Source organism: Hymenobacter pini, from assembly GCF_020421205.1.
GTDB lineage: Bacteria > Bacteroidota > Bacteroidia > Cytophagales > Hymenobacteraceae > Hymenobacter > Hymenobacter pini.
Genome location: NZ_JAIZZH010000007.1, coordinates 97,493 through 119,438 on the forward strand (window position 1 = coordinate 97,493; position 21,946 = coordinate 119,438).

Below are 21,946 nucleotides of genomic sequence, written 5' to 3' on the forward strand. Positions count from 1 at the left end.
CCCGGCAACGCCTTTTCCTACACAGAAGGTTTCTTTGTGCTACTCCTTCACTTTCGCAACTCGTCCCATATATCCGATATTATATTAACTGTAAGCGTTATTCGATGCCGGCTAGTTGCTTCACTACGATAAGTTAGCAATGGAGCATTGTAGCCATAGGTCAGGTTAGCGGACCCAAGTAAACTTCCTCCTACTTCAGGTAAAACGCGCATATCGAGCCTTCCTCGGTCTACATAGCCAATTATATTACCTCGAAAAGTGATGACTGCTGCAGCTATTTCATAGCCAATTTTAGGAGCATATATCAATCGATCCTGCCAACTAACCTCCATTCCGACCCGTGGACCAATCACACCCGCAATGTGCCCGGTTTCTACGTCGGCATACATCAGGTTAATTTCCCCGAAAAAATGTTCTTGATAGGAAACACCGGGTGAACAGACAATGCGCCTCACAGATGTCTGTGCTCGAGCGTCATTGACGCGGATCAAAACCGCAAAAACAAAACTCGAAATGCAGAGCCATTTACGCACAATCAGGCAGACACGAATAAAATTTCTCATGAAAAACAGCTGATATATAATGCCATTCTATTGCATATAATGCATGCCACTAACTGGTACACACAATCAATTTACCTTATATCCTCCCCCTTGTAGATTTGTAGCCATTATTCGGTCAATTGGCTACGATAAGGTATAACGTAATCATGCATACTTATTACCGGCCCAGCAAAAACTGCAGCGGCCAGTCGAGGCGCTGATTCCAGGCTTTTTCGCTGTGGTTAGCACCGGGTACGTAGCGCGTCTGCCAGGAGGCTGGCGTGTAGCCCCGGGCCTGCACCACGGCATCTACCTCCCGCTGAATGGCCGGGTACAGCGCATCCAGCGTCTGGTCGCCGCAGTCGAAATACAGCTTGTGGGTGCGCGGGTCGGGCAGGTTGGTGCGCAGGTAGCGCAGGAAAGCCGCCGGCATGGGGTTGTTGCGCAGCGTGAATGTGCCGGGCCAGTGCGTGGACAGGCAGGCTGCCCCACCGAATACCGCCGGGTACTCGCATAAGGCATACATTGAAATCAGCCCGCCCATGCTGCTACCAGCCACGAACGTGTGCGGCCGGTCGGTGTACACCCGGTATTTGCGGTCAATCATGGGCTTCAGCTCCGTCACCAGAAAACGCAGGTACGCATCGGAATTGGGCTGAAACGCCTCGGTGCTGCGGCCAGCCTGCCGGAGCTGCTGCTGCACGGTGTCACGCTCCGCGGTGGTCAGCTGCGCAAACGGCTTCTGGGGAAAATAATTGGCGTGGCGGCGCGGGCCGGCATTCCACACGCCCACTACTATTACATCCTGTAGTTTTCCCTCCTTCTGCAGCCGCGCCACTACGTCGTCCACGTTCCAAGCCTGGTGGTTCCAAGTGGTGGTACTATCGAACAGCATCTGCCCATCGTGCATGTACAGCACCGAAAAGCGGCGCTTCCCATCATAGTTGGCCGGCAGCCACACGTCCACGTTCCGCGGCTCCACCAGCTTGGAAGGAAAGTTTTCGATGTGCTCAATGCGGCCGGCTACTGGCTTTTGCGGTGTGGTTTGGGCCTGTAGTGAGGAACTGAGCAGCAGAAAAATCAGGGAAAGAACAATAGGAAAGCGCATAGCAGTGGAGAAGTACGGGCGACAAAGCTATTCAGAAAGGATGGAGAACGTCATGCTTCGCCTCCGGCTCTGCATGACGACCCGACGAACCAATAAAAACGGTCATTCCGAGTGAAGCGAGGAATCTGGCTGTATCGTTCAACGATTTACCCAGATTCCTCGCTTCACTCGGAATGACAAGTGAGGCAATTCCTATTTCTTGAACAACGAATTCACGAACGTCGTCCGATCGAAGAGTTGCAGGTCGGTCATCTTCTCGCCCACGCCGATGTAGCGCACGGGTACCTGCAGCTGATCCGAAATACCGATAACCACGCCGCCCTTGGCAGTGCCGTCGAGCTTGGTGATGGCCAGGGCAGATACCTCAGTGGCTTTGGTGAATTCCTTGGCCTGCAGAAAGGCGTTCTGGCCGGTGCTGCCATCCAGTACTAGCAATACCTCGTGGGGCGCATCGGGAATCACCTTCTGCATCACGCGCTTGATCTTGCTCAGCTCGTTCATCAGGTTCACCTTGTTGTGCAGACGGCCGGCCGTGTCGATAATCACCACGTCGGCCTGCATTTCCACACCCTTCTGCACCGCATCATAGGCCACGGAAGCCGGGTCGGTGTTCATGCCGTGCGAAATAACCGGCACGCCCACGCGCTGCCCCCAGATGATAAGCTGGTCCACGGCGGCCGCCCGGAAGGTATCGGCCGCGCCCAGCACCACTTTCTTACCGGCCGAGTGGAAGCGGTGGGCCAGCTTGCCAATAGTGGTAGTTTTGCCCACCCCGTTCACGCCCACCACCATAATCACGAAGGGCGAGCCGGTATTGTCGGGCCGGTCGAGGATGGCGCGGGAGCCGGTGGCCCCACTGTTACGGTCCAGCAAATCGGCAATTTCCTCCCGCAGAATGCGGTCCAGCTCCGAGGTGCTCACGTATTTGTCGCGGGCCACACGCTTCTCAATACGGTCAATCACCTTTACGGTGGTATCAATGCCCACATCGGCGTGCACCAGCATGGTTTCTAGGTCATCGAGCACAGCCTCGTCCACGGTGGCTTTGCCCACTACGGCCTTGCTCAGCTGGTCGAAGAAGCTGGTTTTGGTTTTCTGCAAGCCTTCGTCGAGGGCCTGTTGCTGCTCCTTGCTTTCCTTATCCTTCTTAAAAAAATCGAAGAGTCCCATACGAAGTGTAGCGCGAAGCTCCAGCTTCGCGCATCGTTGCTGACGATGGACGATGGCGCGGGTAGCAGCCACCGGCCGCACTGCCCCCGCCACGCGCGGAGCTGGAGCTTCGCGCTACAACGCAAAAAAGTCCCACGGTGGCGGGACTTCTTCACTACTATATCAGGATGCCACGGGTGGCGCCAGATTACTTAACGCCGGTGCTGATATACTCCTGCACTTTGTCAACGGGCACCATCTCCTCACGGAACGTGTAAGCGCCGGTCTTTTCCGATTTCACGGCACGAATCACCTTAGCCCAGTCTTTGCCGGTCGAGGTTTTCAGGGTTGCTACTACTTTCTTAGCCATTGCTCAGATTACTTGATTTCCTTGTGAACGGTCATCTTCTTGAGCACGGGGTTGAATTTCTTCAGCTCAATGCGCTCAGGAGTGTTCTTACGGTTCTTGGTGGTGATGTAGCGCGAGGTGCCCGGCTGCCCCGAGTTTTTATGCTCAGTGCATTCAAGGATTACCTGCACCCGGTTGCCTTTTTTAGCCATCTCGACGGGGTTTTGGGATTAAGGACTGCAAAGGTACACGCCTTTTTCGAAAAGTCAAACAGAATACAAGTAATTAATTGATAGCATGATGCTGAAGCCAAGCCAGGCACCTTTTCATTTGTCCACTATCACCTACATGACGCATTGCGCTGGCTGGCCCCGCACTGCTTGTCTTTTACAATTTAGGCAGTTTAAAGTCATCCAAAGCGCTGGGGCGGGCCATCATGGCCTCGATATCTGCCACGGCACGAGGTGCTTCCCGGGAAATATTTTCGGCGCCCGTGGCCGTGATGAGGATGTCATCTTCGATGCGCACGCCAATATTCCACCACTTTTTGTCGCAGGGGCTGCCTTCCGGAATGTAGATGCCGGGCTCCACAGTAATTACGTTGCCGGCCTGCAACGGGCCGTAGTTGCCCCGGTCGTGCACATCTAGGCCCAGATAGTGGCTGGTGCCGTGCGGGAAGTACCGGCGCACGTCCTCCGGCTTCTGAATGATACCCAGTTTCAGCAAGCCGTCGGCTAGTACTTTCTGGGCGGCTTTGTGCGGGTCCTGGAACTCAGCACCAGGTTTGCAGGCGGCAATGCCGGCATCCTGGGCAGCCAGCACCAGCTCGTACACCTGGCGCTGGGCCGGGCTGAACTTCCCGCTGGGCGGCACGGTGCGTGTTACGTCGGCGGAGTAGCCGTGGTATTCGGCCCCGCAGTCCATCAGCAGCAGGTCGTTTTTCACCTGCGGCTTATCGTTGGTGATGTAGTGCAACACGCAGGCGTTGTTGCCAGCCCCCACAATGCTGGGGTAGCCCTCAAACTCGGCGCCGTACTTTTTGTACACGTACTCGTGCAGGCCCTGCAGCTCCATCTCACCCATATCGGGGCGGGTGGCTTTCATTACCTCCTGCTGCCCTATGGCGCTAATGCGCACGGCCCGCCGCAGCAGCACCAATTCCTCGGGCGTTTTCACGGCCCGCAACTCGCCGAGCACATCGTTGAGGGTGCCGGAGTCGAAACGCGCGACCGGGCGGTTGGCTACGGCCTTCTGGCGCTCGGCATCGGTGGTAGCTTTGAGGTAGTTCTGCACGTAGGCATCCTGGGCCACGCCGGGGTTCTGCTTGGTCAGGTTTTCGAGGTAGGGCCGTAGGTTGGCGGCGCTGCTTACCCCGTAGCGCTGAATGGTTTTGTACAGGTCCGACTGCTGGGGGTTGAAGTCGGCGGGCACGCCGGAGAGCTGCCGGAATGAGGCCACCAGGTTGAACAAGTCGGCCGGGTCGCGCGGGTCGTCGCGTACATCACTGGGCAGCTCCGTGAAGGCCACGGTTTTGAAATCGGCCCATTTGATACCCGCCGAGGCAAACGACTTGCCATCTACGGTGTACTGCAGCTCCAACTGCTGCTTGGCCCCCTCGGCCCCGAGACGGTGGCCCGTCCACTGCTCCCGTTGCGGGTCGCGGGGCTGCACAAACAGCATTTCGGTGATGCCCGCCTGGCCGTCAATCGTCTGCGGCTCCTTGAACAACACCAGCATGCTGTTCGGCTCATCATACCCCGTCAGGTAATACAAATCGGGGTTTTGATGATACACAAAGTCTACATCGTTGGCCCGGTTGCGCACGGGCGCGGCAAATACCACCGCCACCGCGCCGGCCGGCAGCCCCTGGCGCACTAGTTCGCGGCGCTGCTTATGAAAAGCGGGGGACAGCAAATCCGCCGGGTGGTCGGGGCCGGCATTGCGCTGGGCGTGGGCGGCGGGCAGAGCCGCCACGAGTGAGGCCGCCAGCAAAAGGGCGCGCACGTGAGAGGAGACAGAAGTAGACATAGCGACGCAAAGACGCCCCCACTACGCCAGACGTTGCGCGCAGCTGAACCGTACCTCGAATATACGACCAGTGGCCAGTGCGCCATTACAAAAACGCGAAGCTTCTGCCGCCACAATTTCCGGAAATGGAAATGCGGGCCGCAGAAGCTTCGCGGGAAGAAAATCGACTAGTCTCCTAGAACAGGCGGACTAGTAAACGATGAAGCCTTGCTCCTTCGCCTTCTTCAGAACCGACATGATGCCGTTCTTGTTGATGGTGCGGATGGTGCTGGTAGCCACTTTCAGCGTAACCCAAGCATCTTGCTCCGGGATGTAGAAACGCTTCTTCTGCAGGTTCGGGTAGAACTTGCGCTTGGTTTTGTTGTTGGCGTGCGAAACGTTGTTGCCTACGCGGGTACGCTTGCCAGTAAGGTCACAAACACGGGCCATGATATCAGAAAGTTGAGTGTTACAAAGCGGAAAAACGGGGCCGCAAATATCGGAATTTTTCAACAGTATCAAACAGCGCCGCTGAAAAATAGCGCGTTAAGTACTAAATGAGCTGGCGGCAGGGAGCTTTTCTGTCCCCTGCGGAGCCCGGGGCACGGCAGGCCTGCACCAGGGCTTATTTCAGCCCTTTGTCTCCGTCACCTTCTTTTTTTCGCCAGGGGCAGTGCCGGCAGCCGCTGCCGCAGCAGTAGCCGCGCCGCCGATGGTACTGCTCCGTGAATACCATATAGCCCTCGGGCGTGTAGTAAACGTCGCCGGGCTGGAGCGGCTGGGGCGTAGGACGGGGCACGGGCTGCGGAGTGGGTGAAGCCGCAAGGTACGCAGCCGCTCCGGCACACTATGAACCGCCAGCCCGTATCTTGCCGGCTGTTTCAACCCCGACCGGTATGCGTGTCCCGTGGCTTCTTGCGCTCAGTATCAGCCTGTGCCCAGCGCTGGCCCTGGCCCAGCAGCTGCCGCCGCCCGTGCAGAGCCTGACCCGGCAGGTACAGCAGGCCCCGCTGGTACTACCTACCCTGCCGGTGAAGGAGGCCCACCGCACTCTGAGCGCTGTTCGCCGCCGGTTTCAGAACGGGCTACCTACCGGAGCCCAGCTGTACGTGGTAGCCCGGGGCCTCAACGAAGCAGCCACCCCGGAACTGCTGGTAGTGCGCGTACTGACCTGGCCCACGCCGCAGCTCACCGGCCAGATTGTTCGACTGGATAATAACTCCACCGCTCCGGTTGAGGTGCCCGAAAGCGCCGTGCAGGACTGGCTCTTGCTTTACCCTGATGGCCGAGAGGAAGGCAACTACCTCGGCAAATTCTGGGACCTGGAGGAACGCTTGACCGAGCAGGAATAAATGGCACCAGTACGCTAACCCGCCATTGCCTTGGCCGGCCTGCCGGCTTTTGCGTAGCTTTGACAACCACCTACCTTACCTCTACGCGTATGTCAATGCCTGCCCACCCCAGCGCCCTCACCGCCACCCGTAGCCAGGAGCTAATGGCTCTGGAAGACCATTACGGTGCCCACAACTACCATCCGCTGCCCGTGGTACTGACCCGGGGCCAAGGGATACACCTCTGGGATGTGGAGGGCAAGCAGTACTTCGATTTTCTATCGGCTTATTCCGCCGTAAACCAAGGGCACTGCCACCCCCGCATTATTGGGGCGCTTACGGAGCAGGCCCAGAAGCTCACCCTTACCTCGCGTGCATTCTTCAATGACCAGCTAGGCCTGGCCGAGAAGCAGCTCTGCGAGCTGTTCAACTACGATAAGGCCCTGTTGATGAACTCCGGAGCCGAGGCCGTGGAAACCGCCCTGAAGCTGGCCCGCAAATGGGGCTACCAGGAAAAGGGGATTGCGCCCAATCAGGCCCGCATTATTGTGGCTGAACACAACTTCCACGGCCGCACCACGGGCATTATTTCCTTCAGCACCGACGGCGACTCGACTGGCGGCTTCGGCCCATATATGCCTGGCTACCAGGTGGTACCCTACGATGATCTGGCGGCGCTGGAAGAAGCCCTGCAGGACCCCCATGTATGCGGTTTCTTGGTAGAGCCCATCCAAGGTGAGGCGGGCGTGATGGTACCCTCCGACGGCTACCTGGTCAAGGCGGCGGCCCTGTGCAAAGCTCGCAACGTGCTCTTTATTGCCGATGAAATTCAGACGGGTCTGGGCCGCACTGGCGAGCTGCTGGCCGTGTGCTACGAGGGCGTGCACGCTGATATTCTGATTCTGGGGAAGGCCCTGAGCGGCGGCGTGCTGCCGGTGTCGGCAGTGCTGGCCCGCAACGAAATCATGCTGACTATTCAGCCCGGCCAGCACGGCTCCACATTTGGCGGCAACCCGCTGGCCTGCGTGGTACTGCGGGCGGCGCTGGATGTGCTTATTGATGAGCACCTGACGGCCAATGCCAAAGCCCTGGGCGAAGTATTCCGGGAGCGGATGCGCCGGGTACAGCAGCAGCGCCCTGAAGTGGTAGAACTGGTGCGCGGCAAGGGCCTGCTTAACGCCGTCGTAATCAAGCCCCACGCAGATGGCCGCACCGCCTGGGACGTGTGCGTGACGCTGATGGAACGGGGCGTGCTGGCCAAGCCCACTCACGGCGACATCATCCGGTTTGCCCCTCCTCTGGTCATTACGGAAGAACAGTTGCACGAAGCCTGCGACATTATTGAGCAGGTAATTCGGGAGTTCTAGCCTTCACCATGCTACCCCCAGATAAGCCAACAGGCCGCCCCCACTGCTGGGGCGGCCTGTTGGCTTATCTGGTAACAGCGTCGTTTTTCTACGCTGGAGTGGGAGCCACTGCTCTTGTATGCGCGGCTTGCTCCTCGGCCGCCTGTAGGCGCGCCCGCCAGGCCGGATACCGCAGCAGCTGGGCCTGAATAACGCCCCAGGCCAGGATCATAGGTACGGCTTTCAGCTTGTACACGTCGAAATACTGGTGACGAATGAAGCTCGGAACCAGGTCAGTAGCCGACAGCATGGTGAACACCAGCACAAACCCAAACAGAGCCCAGCTCCACGACAGGCTGCGGCGGTAGCACAAAAACCAGAACAGAAACCCGGCCACGGCAATGACAAACGTGGGCGACTCAGCCATCTGGTTGAATATGACCACAAAAACTAGGATGGAGGCCACGTACAGGCGGCGGTAATGGGTTTCAGACCAATAGCGCCAGTAGGCCACCGGTAACAGCAGCAGCACCATACCAATAACCTGCACGATACCCTTCGCCCCGATGGGCACCCCAAACCACGCTTGCAGTACGCCCATCAGGGAGAGTTGAATGCCGGTGGCTGACTCCTGCACAATGTTCACCCAGCCCTGGTAGATCATCTGGAACTCGGGCCAGGAGACAACCAGTAGCGGAGCCAGGGCCAGCACTGCAATCCAGGCGGCCGCCACCAGCCCATTCCGAATGGTGTTAGGGTAGAACAGGAAAATCAGTCCGATGCCAATGCCGTACACTTTAATCAGCGCCGCCAGGGCCACCAGCAGGCCGGCCCACACAAACCGTCCCCGCTCCAGGCTGATATAGATCCAGAGCATGAGGCCGGTTAGCAGGCAGTTGGCCTGGCTGTTGTGCAGGGCCGTCATCATATCCACCACAATCAGGAGCAGAAACAACTGTCGCCGCCGCTCATCCGGAAACAAGCGCCGGGCGGCCGTGTAGAGCACAGCATTGTTGAGTGCATTCCAGCCCAACAACCCCAGCCAGGTGGGCAGGTAGGCGAACAGGCCCATGAACAGCGCGAAAAATGGGCTGTATTTGTAGGTATCGTAATAGTACTCCGGATACTCGAGGTATAGGTTTTTGCCTTCCAGCAGATTGAAAAAAGGCTTTACAAAGATCAGGTAGTTGTTGTAGGTACCCTTGAAATAGTGCTGAAAGGTGACGATAACCGTTAGTACGCTGTATAACAACGCCGTAAACCAGGGCTTCAGCACAAATTGAAAACGAGAAATACGCATTTACGCTGGATGAGAAAAAACAAAAGAGGGACAGTAATCCGGCAAAGATAGACAGTTCCAACACCGCCACCGACAATACCGGTACGCTGGCCGCCGACCACAACCAGTTGGCCGAAGAGGCCGGTGACAGGCCTCAGACCCGGCGTACCTTTGAGATGTTACTACTTCAATGTCTTGCTGTTATGCGCGTGTTTCGGACCATTTTATTCTGTGGAGGAATTGCCCTGCTGGCCAGCTGCCAGGCTAGCCGGCCGGCATTCGTAAACCGGACCTTCCGCTCCGTCAGTACCTTCCCCGCCGATTCGGCCAGCACGGTGCTGCTCCTGCACGACTCGCAGGGCCCGCAGGCTACGCGGGTAGTAATGACGACGGCCGAGGCCGCTGCTTTCCGCCAGCAATAAGCACTGTGTGCCACCTGATAGCTTAGCCGCTCCCCTCATTCTGTGCGTACCGCCGTGCACTTGCTCTTCAGGAGTGGGGCACGGCGTTTTTTTGTAGACGATAGTTTCTGCGCATTCCGGGTAGTTTGTGGCTACTTTGGCGCATGCAATTTTCTACCCGCCTCGGCTGTGCACTGCTGCTTCTGCTTCTGGGGGCCTGCCGCAGCCAGCAAACCGCTTTTTTCTTTCAGCCAGCTACCAACTCCTCCGCTCTAGTGGCTACGGTAGCACCTCCACCCGCTCCCGCAGCTACAAAACCTGTTGAGGCGGTACAGCCACGACCCGCCGCATACCACGCCCGACCACACCTTCAGACACCGGGCGCCACCGTTAGTGCCCAGACGAGCATCCGCAACAGCCTCGTAGCACAACGTAGCGCTCGGCAGCGGCGGCACCAGGAAGCGGCCGCCGTATCCCGGCCCCGACAAGCTACCCGCCACGATGCCCTGCATATTGTGCTGGGGGCTTTGCTGGTGGTGGGCGGGATAGTGGCCGGGCTGACGCTGGGCGGTTGGCTGGGCCTGGGCGTAGGCGCGGTAATCGTGCTGCTGGGCTACTACTTTGTAGTGCTGGGCATTGGTGGCAAACACGCCTGGCTGGAAATCTTTCAGGAGTTTTTCAACATGTAGCCGCTCAGCGCGGGCTTATACACAGAAGCCTCACTGGGGGCGTTTCCGGTCGGAAACGCCCCCAGTGAGGCTTAATGCTTTATTGCGGACTTAAACTCCTTACTGCCCAGCCTGTGAGGTACTGTCGTTGGGCTGGTTGTTGCGGAACTCTTTGTCGGAGCTGTCGGCTCCGCGCTCATCGGAGGAGTTGGCGTGGGAGGCTTGCGGGCTGTTGGGTCCGGTATCGGCTTTGGCTTGCTTGGCACCGCCGCTGTGGCCTTCACTACTGGGTATATTTTCGCCGCGGGTGTTGTCGGCTCCACCAGCTACCGGGCCTTCGTGGGGGCCGGAGGGTTGCCCGCTTACGCCGGGAGCTTGTTTGCCGGTTTCGCCGCTATTTGGGTGGTTCGGGGTTTGCTTGCCGTCTTTCATGTGGGTGGTTGGTTTGATGGTGGTGGGCAGCCACGCCGGGCGAGCCGCTTACTCGGGTGTACGGCCAACTGCAAGCCGTCGGCGGTTAAAAATTCTGGCTTACGCGCTGTGGTTGAGCTTGTTTACGAGTAATGTACCCGGTGTGCACTTCGTTTAGTAACTCGGGAACTGGCTCAGGAACCACCACTGATGGGCCGCCAGATGGACGCTGTTGCCTTTCCTCCATAACCGCATCTGCAACCTTACCTTTGCACTGGTTGTTCTCTCCTGTCTTATCAACTGAACGTAGCACATGCCTAACGTACCCACGCACCGCCCGCGCCGCAACCGCAAGTCTCAGGTTATCCGCGACATGGTGCAGGAAACTCGTCTTACCGCCTACGATTTTATCTATCCGCTTTTTCTGGTTGAGGGCCAGAACCAATTGCTTGAAGTGAAGTCGATGCCGGGTATTTTCCGGTACTCCGCCGACCGAATTATGGATGAAATTGGCCGTTGCGTGGAGTTGGGCATCAACACCTTTGCTCCTTTCCCGGCCATTAACGACGCCTTGAAAGACCGGCTGGCCCGCGAATCGGCTAACCCTGAGGGTCTGTACCTGAAAACCGTGGCCGACATCAAGCGCCAGTTTCCCGATGTAGTGCTGATGACCGACGTAGCCATGGACCCCTACTCCTCCGACGGCCACGACGGCGTGGTGGACGCGGAGTCGGGCGAAATCCTGAACGATGCTTCCTTGGAAGTACTGGGCCAGATGGCGCTGGCGCAGGCCCGCGCCGGGGCCGATATCATTGGCCCCTCGGATATGATGGATGGCCGCGTGGCCTGGATTCGGGACGTGCTGGACAGCAACGGCTTTTCGGGCGTGAGCATCATGAGCTACACGGCCAAGTATGCCTCGGCGTTCTACGGTCCCTTCCGCGACGCACTGGACTCAGCCCCAAAAAAGGGTGATAAGAAAAGCTACCAGATGAACCCGGCCAACCGCCGCGAGGCCCTGCGCGAACTGGCCCTCGACGAGCAGGAAGGTGCCGACATGGTGATGATTAAGCCCGCTCTGAGCTACCTGGACGTAATTCGGGAAGTGCGCGACAATACGCAGTTGCCGGTTACGGCCTACAACGTATCGGGCGAGTACGCCATGGTGAAGGCCGCTGCCCAGCAGGGTTGGCTGGATGGCGAAAAGACGATGATGGAAGTGCTGACCAGCATCAAGCGCGCCGGTGCCGACGCCATCCTGACCTACTTTGCCAAGGAAGCCGCCGAGGTACTGCGGCGCGGGTAGCCTTCCGGTCTGCATGCCTAAGCTCCCGGCATCGTCCTTCCAGGGCTTTGCCGGGAGCTTATAGTTTTCACCCTTGTACTATTCTCATTGATGATCCGACCCGCCACTGCTGCTGATATTCCTGCCATTATAGCCCTCATTAAGCAGGTAGTGCCGCTGATGCAGGCCACCGGTAATTTTCAATGGACCTCTGATTATCCCAACGAGAACGTATTCCAGCGCGACATTGCGCAGGGCCATTTGTGGGTGGCCGAGCTAGACGGGCAGGTAGCGGCTGTGGCCGCCCTCACGCACAACGGCCAGGATGCCGAATACGCCCAGGCTGATTGGGATGTGAACGAGCCAGCCTTGGTGACGCACCGCTTGGCCGTAGACCCGGCGGCGCAGGGCCACGGGCTGGCCGCAGCCTTGCTGGCCCAGGCCGAAGTACTGGCCCGGCAGCAGGGCTTGCGGGTTTTGCGGGTGGACACTAACTCCGAAAACCAGGCTACGCAGCGCCTTTTTCCGAAGCTGGGGTATCGGTTTGCGGGCGAAATCACGCTGGCTTTCCGGCCCGGTTTGCGGTTTTTCTGCTACGAAAAGTGGCTCAGCAGCCCCGGCACTTAGAAACGCGAGGCCACAAAGCTGAGAAACTGCCGCACGCCCCCAAACATTTCGTCCAGTTGGTAGCTCATCAGAAACAGGCCCACATAGAACGGGCTGGGATGCAGATATTGCCACCTGATAACGGGCATGTAGAAAGTGCGGCGCACAGCCGGCAGGTTGGCAGCTACAGCCGTGGCTATGCCCACTACCGCCCCCGCCGCAATATCAGTGGGGTAGTGCAGCCCCAGGTACAACCGAGGCAGACAGATAAAAAACACCACGTACAGGATAGCCGCTACGCCCAGAGGGCGCGACAGGAAAAATAACCCGGTGGCCAACGCGAAAAATACCGTGGCATGGTCGCTGGGGAAGGAGCTGTTATCCGCCGAATCAGACAGGAGCTGAGCTTCTACAGGCACCAAATGCAGCTCCGGGTTGTGCAGCGGGCGGGGCCGGTCGGCGAAGACGTGTGTGAGGCCTCGAGTAACGGCCACGCCCAATAAGCAGCCCATCAGCACGCCAATGATTATCTGTCGGCACTGGTTGCCGGCCTCCGTATCGTTGCACTGAAACCACCGCCACCACAGCACTACGGTAAATACGGCTCCTTTGAACAGGCTGTTGTAGCTCAGAAACGATACAAATTCATCGAAGGCTACCGATTTGTGCACGTAGGCATTGAGGCCTTCCAGGATTTGCTGATCAAGTAAAGGAAGCATAACCGTAGGAATTTATCGATGAACACACTGAATCAATATATAAATTTTAATAATTAATAAAAAAATAATACACTTAATTTTTAATCGTTTTTTAATAACGGCTTACCCATACAGCAAGCTAGCTTTCCTCAACAGGTTTTTTCTGACTGGATGATGCGAATGGCCAGCGCCCCAACCGGCGGCTCCACAACAGGAATACGCCTGCCCCCAGGGCCATCATCAGCAAGGCGGCCACTTGGAAGGAGATAAAAACGGGCTGGCTGAACAGGGTTACGCTAACGCCCTCCTGAATACTCCAGAACACCCACAACCACACGGCCACGGCTACCAGCACGGGCAGCGGGTACAGTGGCATTCGAAACGGCAGGTCGGCCGCACCGCGCCGACGCCGGAGCAACACTACCCCAATAGCCTGCCCCACAAACTGCACCAGAATGCGCATGGCCAGGATGGCGCTTATAACCTCGCCTAGCTTGAAGAGCAGGCTGAACACGAAGCCCACACCGCCCAGCAGCAACAACGACACGTGCGGAAATTGCTTGGTAGGGTGAGTGCGGGCGAATACCGGCAGAAACTCCCCGTCGGCGGCGGCGGCGTATGGGATGCGCGAGTAACCCAGCAGCACCGCAAACAAGGAGGCAAACGCCACCCACAGCACCAGGGCCGTAGCGGCTTTGGCGGCCGTGTCCCCGTATAGCCGCTCTACAAATGTGCTGACGATAAACTTGGACTGGGCGGCTTCCTGCCAAGGAATGACGGAGCCCACGCTCCAGTTCAGCAGCAGGTACAACGCCATAATACCCAGAATGCTCAGAAAAATGCTGCGCGGAATCAGCTTGTGTGGCTCCTGCACCTCGCCGCCCAAGTGGCACACGTTGTAGTAGCCCAGATAGCTGTAAATAGTTTTAACAGTAGCCTGACCCATGGCTACCGACAGCAGCATACCCGGCAACTCGCCTACTCCGCCAGTAGGCAGCCACGCAACGGGCTGCGTGGCGTGGGTAAGCCCCCCAAAAATCAGCCAGGCCATGAGGGCCAGCACGCCCAGCCAGAGCAATACGCCCAGCCGGCCAACGTCCTCAATACGGCGGTACAGCAACCCAATGAGCAGCAACACCACCGTGCCCGATACCAGTTTGGGCTGCCACCACTCCGTGAGCGGCACCAGGTAGCCGAAGTATTGCGCAAAGCCAATGGCCCCGGAAGCCACCACCAGCGGAGCCTGCACCAGCGTCTGCCACACGTACAGAAACGACAGCAGCCGGCCCCAGGTATGCTCGCCGTACGCCAACTTCAGAAACCGGTACGAGCCGCCAGCTTCCGGGTGCGCCGCTCCCAACTCGCTCCAAATCAAGCCATCTACTAGGCTGAGCGCTGCTCCTACCACCCAGGCCAGCATAAAGTTGGGGCCCATGAACCCCATGACCAGCGGCAGAGTCACGAAGGGGCCAATGCCAACCATGTCAATCATGTTGAGGGCCGTGGCCTGCACCAGCCCCAGCCGGCGGCGCAGGGGCGGGGTGGCGGGCGGAGTTGCTGGAGGCGGGGAGAGGTTGGGCATGCAGAGAGAGGCTTGGAGTTGCTAAAGCTGCAGCCGCCTCAAATGTTCAGCGCACGGGTGCTGGCTATCCGTGCAGGCTAACCCCAACGGGCCCGGCCCCGTACCACTCTCGCACTTCAACGCAACCTATGGCCGGTACATCTTCCTCCAAAATTGTGGTTTACGGGGCCATAGGCGCTAATCTGGCCATTGCGGCAGCCAAGTTTGTGGCGGCCTTTTTCACGGGCAGCTCCGCTATGCTGTCGGAAGGCATTCACTCCCTGGTCGACAGCGGCAACGGCATGCTCATTCTGCTGGGCCTAAGCCGGGCGGCTCGCCCCGCCGATGAGTCTCACCCTTTCGGGCACGGCAAGGAGCTGTATTTCTGGACGATGATTGTGGCCGTACTCATCTTCGCGGTGGGTGGGGGCATGTCCATTTACAAAGGCTGGGAGCATATCAAAGAGCCTACTCCCCTCACCGACCCTACCTGGAACTACTGGGTACTGGGTCTGTCGGTGCTGTTTGAGAGCATCGCGTGCTTTCTGGCTTTCCGGGAGTTCAACAAAACACGCGGCGACGCCGGGTTCTGGCAGGCCCTGCGCGCCAGCCGCGACCCGGCCGTGTATGCCATTTTACTCGAAGATTTGGCGGCCCTGCTGGGCTTGGTAATTGCCCTGGCTGGGGTGTTTTTCGGGCACTTGCTGGGCAACGTGTATTTGGATGGGGCCGCGTCCGTGGCTATTGGGGTGCTGCTGATTGGCATGGCCATTTTTATGCTCAAGGAAACCCGGGGCCTGCTGGTGGGTGAGGGCGTGGACGCTGCTACCCTGGCCAGCCTGCGCCAGCTAGCCGCCGCCGACCCCGCCGTGGCCGCCATTCACCCGCCGCTGTCCATGTACCTGGGCCCCACCGATGCTTTTCTGGCCCTTGAGGTGCAGTTTCGTCCCCAACTCTCGGCCCAGCAGCTCGAGGATGCCGTGTTGCGGCTGGAGCAGGCTATCCGTAGCAAGCATCCCGAATTTAAGCGCATCTTCGTGGAGGCCCGCTCTCTGACGCCGGCTTCTCCGGCTCTGGCGTAATTTGGGCGGAGTTTCACTTTCTATTCTTCGTACCTACTCCTGCCGATGGCAAATCCAAACTCTTCCAAAATGGCCCTGTTCGGGGGTATTGCAGCCAACGTAGGCATTGCCATCAGTAAGTTTGTGGCCGCCTATTTTACCAGCAGTTCGGCCATGCTTTCGGAAGGAATTCACTCGTTGGTAGATAGCGGCAACGGCGTGCTGTTACTGTATGGCCTACGGCAAAGTGCCAAACCAGCTGACCGACGCCACCCTTTCGGGCGCAGCAAAGAGCAATATTTCTGGGGCTTGATTGTGGCCGTATTGATTTTTGCCATTGGCGGGGGCATGTCGTTCTATGAAGGCATCAAGCACATTGAGCACCCTGAGCCTCTTACCGATCCGCTGTGGAACTACGTGGTGTTGGGAGTAGCCATCCTGTTTGAAGGTTGGGCATTCTGGCTGGCGGCGCGGGCCCTTACCCAAGCAGGTGGCCCTACTGGAGGATTTTGGCAGCAGCTGCGTACCAGCAAAGACCCGGCAGTATTTGCCTCGGTAATGGAAAACCTAGCGGCGCTGCTGGGCCTCGTTATTGCCTTGCTCGGCGTGTATTTTGGCCACGCTTTCAACAATCCCTACCTCGATGGCTCTGCCTCCATTGCCATTGGATTGCTGCTGATGCTGGTAGCTGTGTTTCTGGTACACCGCACCCGCAGCCTGCTAGTAGGTACCGGCATTGATGATGCTACCCTGGACAAGCTTTTAGAGATTGTGAATAAGCAGCCTGGTGTGGAAAACAGCCGGCCACCTCTTACTATGTATCTGGGGCCTCAGGACGTGGTACTGGCCTTGGACGTGGATTTCCACGACCACCTCTCGGCCGGGGAAATTGAAGGCACAATCCGCAGCCTGCAACAGGCCATCCGAGCTAATTTTCCGGAGTTTAAGCGCATCTTCATTGAGGCCAAAAACCTTACCGACGACAACCACGACGCCTCCTCCACAACCACTCAGGTCAGCCCGCAAATCTAGATTTGCCAGGCTATCCTGCTCACTGTCTGCCGGTTCATCCTGAACCGTTCTGGCGCCATTCGTTCCTGATCCGCTATGCAAAACGAACTACTTACCGACTCTCCGTTCCGCTCTTTCTGGATGGCCGGCTTTGAATGCACCGACCAACAGAATGCCTTCGGTAACCGGGTTGATTTTCTGACCCTGACCGGCCACCTGCAGCTGCTGAACGACGACTACCAGGCCATTCAGGAGTTTGGTTTATACACGGTGCGCGAGGGTATCCGGTGGAGCCAGGTAGAGAAAACCCCGTACCAGTACGACTGGAGCACGGTGCTGACGCTGCTGCAGGCCGGCCGTCGGCACGGCATTCAGCAGGTGTGGGACCTGTGCCACTTCGGCTACCCCGACGATCTGACTCCCCTGCACCCCATGTTCGCGCGCCGCTTTGCGCACCTGTGCCGGGCGTTTGTAAAGTTCTACCGAGAGCATTGCCCCGAGGAAACCCTGATTGTGACGCCCATCAATGAGGTGAGCTTTATGAGCTGGCTGGGAGGTGACGTGCGCGGCACTTCTCCCTACTGCGTGGGACAGGGCTGGGAGGTGAAGCGGGGGCTGATGCGAGCCTACATTGAGGGCGTGGCAGCCCTGCGCGAGGCAGACCCCAGCATCCGGATTCTCACTACTGAGCCCCTCATTCACATTGTTCCGCGCCTGGGAGCCAGCCCCGCCGAAATCCGCCGCGTGCGGGAGTTTGATCTGAACCAGTTCCAGAGCGTGGATATGCTGGCCGGCCGGCTGTGCCCCGAACTGGGTGGCCGACCTGAGTACCTGGATTTGCTGGGCTTTAACTACTACTACGACAACCAGTGGCAGCATGAGCCCCGCCAAACCCTGGGCTGGGCCAATGAGTTGCACGACCCCCGCTTCCGTCCGCTGAGCGCCCTGCTGGAGCGCGCTTACCGCCGCTACAACCGCCCCGTGGTAATTACCGAAACCAGCCACCCCGGCCACGACCGGGCACCCTGGCTGCGGATGATTGCCACCGAGGCCGCTAAAGCCCTGCAAGCCGGCGTGCCGCTGCTGGGCGTGTGCCTCTACCCCATCATCGACCGGCCCGACTGGGACCACCTCACGCCCTGGCACCGGGCGGGCCTCTGGGATGCCGACGTTACCCAGTTGCTGCCTGGCCTTACGCGCGAGCTGCACGAGCCCTCCGCCGATGCCCTGCTGTGGGCCCAGGAGCACGTGGCCGAGGCCCTGCCCCAACCGGTTGAACTCCTGCTCCCCACTGCCTAACGTATGCCTACCGCTCCCCCCGCAAACGCCCTGTTGCAACAATTCCGGCAGGCCTTCGCCGATGTAAACCTTTCCTCCTCAGAAGCCCGCCACCTCCGCGACCAGCTCACCGGGTTTCAGCGGCAGCATGGCAATGTGGAAGCCCTACGCCACCAGCTGTTTGAGCTGGCGAAGGAGCACTTCAATACGTTTAAAGACAAGGCGGTAATTGAGTGGCTGGAAGCAGCCAGCGCCCTGCTACCTCCTCCAGTTGCCGCGCCTTCGGAAGCCCCGGCGGGTGGCCGCGCCGGCAACGTTCAGGTGTATTTTAGCCCTGAAGATGAGTGCGTGGCCGCCATCCGCCAGTTTCTCATCGGGGCGCAGCACACGCTGGATTTGTGCGTGTTCACCGTGGCTGATGACCGCCTGACGGATGCCATTCTGACTGCCCACCAGCGCGGGGTGCGGGTGCGCCTGCTCACCGATGATGAAAAGCTGTTCGACCGGGGCTCGGACGTGCGGCAGCTGCGGGAGGCTGGCGTACTCGTGCGTACCGATCAATCCACGAACCACATGCATCACAAGTTTGCCGTGGCCGACAACCGGGCCGTGCTGACCGGCAGCTACAACTGGACCCGCTCCGCCGCTGAGTTCAACCTCGAAAACTTCCTGATATCCGCCGACCCGTTCATTGTGGATCAGTACGCGGCCGAGTTTACCCGGTTGTGGGAGCAGATGCACCCTTTTGAAGGGTAACACTTTATGAACTGAACGCAAAAACGCCGACCTCCTGATGCAGAAGGTCGGCGTTTTGTTGCGCGTAAGGCGTTAATCAAATCTTACTTGCCGCTGGCAGCACCTACCTCCGGCGCGTCGGCCGAGGGGCGACGGATGGAAATAAGCTGGCGGGTGTTGGTGATGCCCACCGTGAGGCTCAGGTAATAATCACCGGCGGGCAGGCCGGTAAAATCCAGTGTTTGGTGATGCGCTCCGGCCGCCTGTTTGCGGTAGTCGGACACGCGCACGGCCGTACCATTCTGGTTGTACAACACCCAGCCCATGGGCCGGGCCTCACCCAGCGTATACGACATCTGCATGACGCCGTTAGAAGGGTTCGGGTACACGCTCATGTTGTTGGCCCCAACGCCGGGCGTACTGGGTGCATTGGCCAACATGGGTTCTTCCATTGGCTTCACGGGTACCAGCTTCCACTGTTGGTTGGTGGCGCCGCTGTACTTCAGCTGTTGCAGCCCACCTTGAATGGTGTCGCCGTAGGTGAGCACCTTTTTGCGCACGTGGTGGGGCGTGAGCTTGTAAAACCCGTCGCCGGCATCTTCAATCTTCCAGCGCTGGTTGTAGCCGCTGTAGTACGTCCAAACGCTGAGCGGGGCTCCGTTGGAGGTGGAGCTACCCAGCACTTCCAGCACCTTATTGCTCCCCGGTGACACCAACCGGTACAGTCCTTCGCCGGCAGGCTCAATGCGCCACTGAGCTTCTTCCTTTACCCCGGCGGCCTGCGCGGCCAGCTGCTCAGCGCGGGTGGCCGGGCGGCCCTGGTCTACCTTTAGCGGCCGCCCCGTGGAGCGAACCGTCAGCATATACAGCCCCGACAGGTCGGCGGGCATGGGTGCTTCGGCTACTTCCTTGGTGGGTTTCGGGGGTTTGACAGGCTTGGGGGCCTTTTCCGCGGGAGCGGGCTTGGCAGGTTTGGCCGGGGCCTGGGCTACTGGTTTAGCAGCAGGCTTAGCGGCTTTTTCAGCCACGGCTGCTTTGGCTGGCGCGGCGGGCTTGGCGGCGGGTTTAGCCGGGGCGGCCGGGTTAGGCGTGGGCACTGCTTTGGCTTTTGCCACGGGCGGCGGCCCGGCGGGGTCCGGCGTCATAGGGGAGCCCAGCGGATACAGGTTGCCCGAAGGAATGACCTGCGCTACCTGCCCGGGCGGCACCCACTGCAGCTGAATACCGGCGCTACCATCGGCATCATTATACTCCAGCTTAATGGTGGTTTTTTCGCCGGCAGCCAGCGTTACGGTAGCATCATCGAGGTTGGTGGGCTTGCGGCCGTTCCAGGTATCCAGCACTTTCTTGCCATTCACCCACAGCCGTACTTCATCAGAGGTAACGGCTACAAACCGGTAGCGGCCAGTGGCCGGTGCCGCCAGCAGCCCTTCCCACCGCACCGAGAAATTATCGGCCGGCAGCTCGGGCGCGGGTGCGGCGGCACCCCATTTAAAATCAATAACCGCATCCTGGCGCTTAAGCACCGGCGCTCCGGCCAACGACCCGTTGTTGAAGTACGAGGCCGTTAGCCCGGTACCCCACCCCTGTACCGGCACGGCCGGAGCCGCGGGCCCCACGGGGCTCCGGAGTGATTTGGTAGCTGCTGCGGGCGACAGAAAACCCGTCAGGCTCACCCCCAAAACAGAGCAAAAAAGTAAATACCGCACAAGCTGAGAGGCGTTGAGTGTAGAAAGACAAAGGCGCTGTCGGGCTTCTGGGAACTACCCAAAAATGTAGGAACAGATTTATATTTTTCCGATTCCGACCCTACTAATATACGCCTTTTTTTTGCGTGGCTGACACCGCCCAAGGGTTACAGCCTTCCCGCTACTTTCACGAAATACGCTCAATACGGCTCTACAACGGTTTTTTGGGGCCGGATTTCATATTTTTGGATTTCTCCACGTACCCACTCCTTTTCATGACGGAAGCCAGCGCTATTATGGCTACTCCCCTGGGCCCGCTGCAACTGCAGGGCACGGATGCCGGGCTGCGGACCGTGCAGTTTGTGCAGCCCCAGCAGGCAGCTCAGCCGCTACCAGCCCCCACTCCCGCCTCGCAGGTGCCCGAGTGCCTGCGCGAGGCACACCGGCAGCTGAACGCCTACTTCGGGCACGAGCTACAGCAGTTCTCGCTGGCTACGGACATTGCCACAGGCACTGAGTTTCAGCGGCGTGTGTGGGCCAGCCTCCCGGAGGTAGGGTACGGCCGCACAGCCTCCTACCTGGATGTAGCCCGGCAACTGGGCAATACCGGCGCCGTGCGGGCCGTAGGCGCGGCCAACGGTCAGAACCCCTTGGCAATCGTCTGGCCCTGCCACCGCATTATTGGGGCTGGCGGCCAGCTGACGGGCTACGCTGGCGGGCTTTCTCGCAAACGCTGGCTGCTGGATTTTGAACGCCCGGTCATCCAAACCAGCTTGTTCTAGGTTTTACCTAATAGCGGAAGGGGGCGGGCTCACTAATTGAGCATGCCCCCTTTTTTGTCACTTGCAGGTGGGCTAGCGTTTCTGAATAATAATAGAGCCGGCTCCGCTGGTGGGCTTGCGGATTTGGCCGGTAGCCAGCACTGAGCGTTGTCCGCCAAACTGAAACCCGGCCGTATTAGCGTTCAGGCCGGTCAGGTTCCCGCCGCCGGCGGCCACCATATTTCCCCCACCAGCGGCAACTACGTTGCCGCCACCGGCCGCCACCACATTAGCGCCGCCCGCGGCAATTACCTGTCCGCTGCTACTGAGCATTGAAACGCCCACAATCTGGCTGCCATCAGCTACTACCATCACCGAGCGGCCGTCACCCAGCGGCAAGTAGCCCACGCGCGTACCGCTGGCCAGAAACTGCCGCACAAAGCCCGTCAGTTCGTCGAAGTTACCCCAGGAGCCGTTGTTGTAGAGCTTGATGTTGCACTCACAGGTTTCGCCCTGGCCCACTGGGACCCGGTTGGCCACTTTCTTGTAGGCATCCGTAATCCAAGGGTCGCGGCACTGGGCGGAAGCGGCCAAGGCACCGGTTAATAGCAGCAGAGCAAGTAGCAAGGTTTTCATAAGGGTGCGGAACAAGGGTGAAAAGTATCGTCAGA

General features: G+C 59.0%; 25 protein-coding genes. 11 read left to right on the top strand and 14 right to left on the bottom strand.

Features of this window, described 5'->3' with window-relative positions; translation table 11 throughout:
* Nucleotides 1-47 precede the first annotated feature (47 nt).
* The 8 genes from LF252_RS21345 to LF252_RS21380 all read right to left on the bottom strand — a co-directional run bounded on the left by LF252_RS21345 (nucleotide 48) and on the right by LF252_RS21380 (nucleotide 5,954).
* The gene (locus tag LF252_RS21345) at nucleotides 48-563 is read right to left on the bottom strand and encodes a hypothetical protein (protein WP_226271627.1); all 516 of its coding nucleotides are present in this window, start codon (nucleotides 561-563) and stop codon (nucleotides 48-50) included.
* A gap of 157 nt (nucleotides 564-720) precedes the next feature.
* Nucleotides 721-1,650: an alpha/beta hydrolase gene (locus LF252_RS21350; RefSeq protein ID WP_226271628.1), complete on the bottom strand. Its 930-nt coding sequence runs from the start codon at nucleotides 1,648-1,650 to the stop codon at nucleotides 721-723.
* A 192-nt stretch (nucleotides 1,651-1,842) separates the two neighbouring features.
* Nucleotides 1,843-2,820 carry a signal recognition particle-docking protein FtsY gene (gene ftsY, locus LF252_RS21355; protein ID WP_226271629.1) on the bottom strand — a complete coding sequence of 326 codons (978 nt, stop codon included), beginning with the start codon at nucleotides 2,818-2,820 and terminating at the stop codon, nucleotides 1,843-1,845.
* A gap of 187 nt (nucleotides 2,821-3,007) precedes the next feature.
* The gene (locus LF252_RS21360; protein WP_226271630.1) at nucleotides 3,008-3,169 is read right to left on the bottom strand and encodes a DUF4295 domain-containing protein; all 162 of its coding nucleotides are present in this window, start codon (nucleotides 3,167-3,169) and stop codon (nucleotides 3,008-3,010) included.
* 8 nt (nucleotides 3,170-3,177) lie between these two features.
* Nucleotides 3,178-3,360, bottom strand: a complete 183-nt coding sequence (gene rpmG / locus LF252_RS21365; protein WP_045689232.1) for a 50S ribosomal protein L33 — start codon at nucleotides 3,358-3,360, stop codon at nucleotides 3,178-3,180.
* 175 nt (nucleotides 3,361-3,535) lie between these two features.
* Nucleotides 3,536-5,176: an aminopeptidase P family protein gene (locus LF252_RS21370; protein WP_226271631.1), complete on the bottom strand. Its 1,641-nt coding sequence runs from the start codon at nucleotides 5,174-5,176 to the stop codon at nucleotides 3,536-3,538.
* Nucleotides 5,177-5,365: 189 nt separating this feature from the next.
* A complete protein-coding gene (gene rpmB, locus LF252_RS21375) occupies nucleotides 5,366-5,605 on the bottom strand; it encodes a 50S ribosomal protein L28 (protein ID WP_044003635.1) in 240 nt (79 codons plus the stop codon).
* A 175-nt stretch (nucleotides 5,606-5,780) separates the two neighbouring features.
* The gene (locus LF252_RS21380; protein ID WP_226271632.1) at nucleotides 5,781-5,954 is read right to left on the bottom strand and encodes a DUF5522 domain-containing protein; all 174 of its coding nucleotides are present in this window, start codon (nucleotides 5,952-5,954) and stop codon (nucleotides 5,781-5,783) included.
* A 97-nt stretch (nucleotides 5,955-6,051) separates the two neighbouring features.
* Between LF252_RS21380 and LF252_RS21385 the strand changes: the two genes are divergently transcribed.
* Together LF252_RS21385 and rocD are read left to right on the top strand one after the other, a co-directional pair.
* Nucleotides 6,052-6,507, top strand: coding sequence for a hypothetical protein (locus tag LF252_RS21385; protein WP_226271633.1), 456 nt, complete (start codon nucleotides 6,052-6,054; stop codon nucleotides 6,505-6,507).
* An 89-nt stretch (nucleotides 6,508-6,596) separates the two neighbouring features.
* Entirely contained in the window at nucleotides 6,597-7,853 is a 1,257-nt protein-coding gene (rocD, locus tag LF252_RS21390; RefSeq protein ID WP_317197878.1) for an ornithine--oxo-acid transaminase, read from the top strand.
* A gap of 88 nt (nucleotides 7,854-7,941) precedes the next feature.
* Here rocD and LF252_RS21395 read toward each other — a convergent pair whose 3' ends face one another.
* Nucleotides 7,942-9,132 carry a glycosyltransferase family 87 protein gene (locus LF252_RS21395; protein WP_226271634.1) on the bottom strand — a complete coding sequence of 397 codons (1,191 nt, stop codon included), beginning with the start codon at nucleotides 9,130-9,132 and terminating at the stop codon, nucleotides 7,942-7,944.
* Between the two features lie 182 nt (nucleotides 9,133-9,314).
* On the opposite strand from LF252_RS21395, the gene LF252_RS21400 reads away from it, so the two are divergent.
* Together LF252_RS21400 and LF252_RS21405 are read left to right on the top strand one after the other, a co-directional pair.
* Nucleotides 9,315-9,533, top strand: coding sequence for a hypothetical protein (locus tag LF252_RS21400; RefSeq protein ID WP_226271635.1), 219 nt, complete (start codon nucleotides 9,315-9,317; stop codon nucleotides 9,531-9,533).
* A gap of 143 nt (nucleotides 9,534-9,676) precedes the next feature.
* The gene (locus tag LF252_RS21405; RefSeq protein ID WP_226271636.1) at nucleotides 9,677-10,201 is read left to right on the top strand and encodes a hypothetical protein; all 525 of its coding nucleotides are present in this window, start codon (nucleotides 9,677-9,679) and stop codon (nucleotides 10,199-10,201) included.
* 99 nt (nucleotides 10,202-10,300) lie between these two features.
* Here the strand turns inward: LF252_RS21405 and LF252_RS21410 are convergent, their stop codons facing one another.
* Nucleotides 10,301-10,612 (bottom strand): hypothetical protein, encoded by a 312-nt coding sequence (locus LF252_RS21410; protein WP_226271637.1) that lies wholly within the window; start codon nucleotides 10,610-10,612, stop codon nucleotides 10,301-10,303.
* Nucleotides 10,613-10,904: 292 nt separating this feature from the next.
* Here LF252_RS21410 and hemB point away from each other — a divergent pair, with 292 nt between their 5' ends.
* Together hemB and LF252_RS21420 are read left to right on the top strand one after the other, a co-directional pair.
* Complete coding sequence (gene hemB, locus LF252_RS21415; RefSeq protein ID WP_226271638.1) at nucleotides 10,905-11,897, top strand: porphobilinogen synthase; 993 nt, start codon at nucleotides 10,905-10,907, stop codon at nucleotides 11,895-11,897.
* Between the two features lie 90 nt (nucleotides 11,898-11,987).
* Nucleotides 11,988-12,503 carry a GNAT family N-acetyltransferase gene (locus tag LF252_RS21420; RefSeq protein ID WP_226271639.1) on the top strand — a complete coding sequence of 172 codons (516 nt, stop codon included), beginning with the start codon at nucleotides 11,988-11,990 and terminating at the stop codon, nucleotides 12,501-12,503.
* Here LF252_RS21420 and LF252_RS21425 read toward each other — a convergent pair.
* Both LF252_RS21425 and LF252_RS21430 read right to left on the bottom strand, forming a co-directional pair.
* Nucleotides 12,500-13,201: a phosphatase PAP2 family protein gene (locus tag LF252_RS21425; RefSeq protein WP_226271640.1), complete on the bottom strand. Its 702-nt coding sequence runs from the start codon at nucleotides 13,199-13,201 to the stop codon at nucleotides 12,500-12,502. The two genes, LF252_RS21420 and LF252_RS21425, sit on opposite strands and share 4 nt — an antisense overlap.
* Before the next feature lie 118 nt (nucleotides 13,202-13,319).
* Nucleotides 13,320-14,762 (bottom strand): APC family permease, encoded by a 1,443-nt coding sequence (locus LF252_RS21430; RefSeq protein WP_226271641.1) that lies wholly within the window; start codon nucleotides 14,760-14,762, stop codon nucleotides 13,320-13,322.
* A gap of 128 nt (nucleotides 14,763-14,890) precedes the next feature.
* Here LF252_RS21430 and LF252_RS21435 point away from each other — a divergent pair, with 128 nt between their 5' ends.
* From LF252_RS21435 to LF252_RS21450, 4 genes are all read left to right on the top strand, one after another.
* Complete coding sequence (locus LF252_RS21435; protein WP_226271642.1) at nucleotides 14,891-15,823, top strand: cation diffusion facilitator family transporter; 933 nt, start codon at nucleotides 14,891-14,893, stop codon at nucleotides 15,821-15,823.
* Between the two features lie 45 nt (nucleotides 15,824-15,868).
* Nucleotides 15,869-16,834: a cation diffusion facilitator family transporter gene (locus LF252_RS21440; protein ID WP_226271643.1), complete on the top strand. Its 966-nt coding sequence runs from the start codon at nucleotides 15,869-15,871 to the stop codon at nucleotides 16,832-16,834.
* A gap of 75 nt (nucleotides 16,835-16,909) precedes the next feature.
* Nucleotides 16,910-18,112 carry a glycoside hydrolase family 1 protein gene (locus LF252_RS21445; protein WP_226271644.1) on the top strand — a complete coding sequence of 401 codons (1,203 nt, stop codon included), beginning with the start codon at nucleotides 16,910-16,912 and terminating at the stop codon, nucleotides 18,110-18,112.
* 3 nt (nucleotides 18,113-18,115) lie between these two features.
* Nucleotides 18,116-18,847 (top strand): phospholipase D-like domain-containing protein, encoded by a 732-nt coding sequence (locus LF252_RS21450; protein WP_226271645.1) that lies wholly within the window; start codon nucleotides 18,116-18,118, stop codon nucleotides 18,845-18,847.
* Nucleotides 18,848-18,930: 83 nt separating this feature from the next.
* Here LF252_RS21450 and LF252_RS21455 read toward each other — a convergent pair whose 3' ends face one another.
* Complete coding sequence (locus LF252_RS21455; protein WP_226271646.1) at nucleotides 18,931-20,535, bottom strand: RICIN domain-containing protein; 1,605 nt, start codon at nucleotides 20,533-20,535, stop codon at nucleotides 18,931-18,933.
* 254 nt (nucleotides 20,536-20,789) lie between these two features.
* Here LF252_RS21455 and LF252_RS21460 point away from each other — a divergent pair, with 254 nt between their 5' ends.
* Nucleotides 20,790-21,296, top strand: a complete 507-nt coding sequence (locus tag LF252_RS21460; RefSeq protein ID WP_226271647.1) for a methylated-DNA--[protein]-cysteine S-methyltransferase — start codon at nucleotides 20,790-20,792, stop codon at nucleotides 21,294-21,296.
* A gap of 72 nt (nucleotides 21,297-21,368) precedes the next feature.
* On the opposite strand, the gene LF252_RS21465 is transcribed toward LF252_RS21460, so the two are convergent.
* Nucleotides 21,369-21,911: a hypothetical protein gene (locus LF252_RS21465; protein WP_226271648.1), complete on the bottom strand. Its 543-nt coding sequence runs from the start codon at nucleotides 21,909-21,911 to the stop codon at nucleotides 21,369-21,371.
* Nucleotides 21,912-21,946: the final 35 nt, after the last annotated feature.

Bases quoted from the DNA above. Each gene is read 5' to 3' on its own strand.
- rocD (WP_317197878.1), top strand. From the start codon at position 6,597: ATGTCAATGCCTGCCCACCCCAGCGCCCTCACCGCCACCCGTAGCCAG.
- LF252_RS21420 (WP_226271639.1), top strand. From the start codon at position 11,988: ATGATCCGACCCGCCACTGCTGCTGATATTCCTGCCATTATAGCCCTC.
- LF252_RS21395 (WP_226271634.1), bottom strand. From the start codon at position 9,132: ATGCGTATTTCTCGTTTTCAATTTGTGCTGAAGCCCTGGTTTACGGCG.
- hemB (WP_226271638.1), top strand. From the start codon at position 10,905: ATGCCTAACGTACCCACGCACCGCCCGCGCCGCAACCGCAAGTCTCAG.
- LF252_RS21435 (WP_226271642.1), top strand. From the start codon at position 14,891: ATGGCCGGTACATCTTCCTCCAAAATTGTGGTTTACGGGGCCATAGGC.
- LF252_RS21345 (WP_226271627.1), bottom strand. From the start codon at position 563: ATGAGAAATTTTATTCGTGTCTGCCTGATTGTGCGTAAATGGCTCTGC.
- rpmB (WP_044003635.1), bottom strand. From the start codon at position 5,605: ATGGCCCGTGTTTGTGACCTTACTGGCAAGCGTACCCGCGTAGGCAAC.
- LF252_RS21460 (WP_226271647.1), top strand. From the start codon at position 20,790: ATGACGGAAGCCAGCGCTATTATGGCTACTCCCCTGGGCCCGCTGCAA.
- LF252_RS21425 (WP_226271640.1), bottom strand. From the start codon at position 13,201: ATGCTTCCTTTACTTGATCAGCAAATCCTGGAAGGCCTCAATGCCTAC.
- ftsY (WP_226271629.1), bottom strand. From the start codon at position 2,820: ATGGGACTCTTCGATTTTTTTAAGAAGGATAAGGAAAGCAAGGAGCAG.
- LF252_RS21410 (WP_226271637.1), bottom strand. From the start codon at position 10,612: ATGAAAGACGGCAAGCAAACCCCGAACCACCCAAATAGCGGCGAAACC.
- LF252_RS21360 (WP_226271630.1), bottom strand. From the start codon at position 3,169: ATGGCTAAGAAAGTAGTAGCAACCCTGAAAACCTCGACCGGCAAAGAC.
- LF252_RS21350 (WP_226271628.1), bottom strand. From the start codon at position 1,650: ATGCGCTTTCCTATTGTTCTTTCCCTGATTTTTCTGCTGCTCAGTTCC.
- LF252_RS21400 (WP_226271635.1), top strand. From the start codon at position 9,315: ATGCGCGTGTTTCGGACCATTTTATTCTGTGGAGGAATTGCCCTGCTG.
- LF252_RS21385 (WP_226271633.1), top strand. From the start codon at position 6,052: ATGCGTGTCCCGTGGCTTCTTGCGCTCAGTATCAGCCTGTGCCCAGCG.
- LF252_RS21405 (WP_226271636.1), top strand. From the start codon at position 9,677: ATGCAATTTTCTACCCGCCTCGGCTGTGCACTGCTGCTTCTGCTTCTG.
- LF252_RS21430 (WP_226271641.1), bottom strand. From the start codon at position 14,762: ATGCCCAACCTCTCCCCGCCTCCAGCAACTCCGCCCGCCACCCCGCCC.
- LF252_RS21440 (WP_226271643.1), top strand. From the start codon at position 15,869: ATGGCAAATCCAAACTCTTCCAAAATGGCCCTGTTCGGGGGTATTGCA.
- LF252_RS21370 (WP_226271631.1), bottom strand. From the start codon at position 5,176: ATGTCTACTTCTGTCTCCTCTCACGTGCGCGCCCTTTTGCTGGCGGCC.
- LF252_RS21445 (WP_226271644.1), top strand. From the start codon at position 16,910: ATGCAAAACGAACTACTTACCGACTCTCCGTTCCGCTCTTTCTGGATG.
- rpmG (WP_045689232.1), bottom strand. From the start codon at position 3,360: ATGGCTAAAAAAGGCAACCGGGTGCAGGTAATCCTTGAATGCACTGAG.
- LF252_RS21465 (WP_226271648.1), bottom strand. From the start codon at position 21,911: ATGAAAACCTTGCTACTTGCTCTGCTGCTATTAACCGGTGCCTTGGCC.
- LF252_RS21450 (WP_226271645.1), top strand. From the start codon at position 18,116: ATGCCTACCGCTCCCCCCGCAAACGCCCTGTTGCAACAATTCCGGCAG.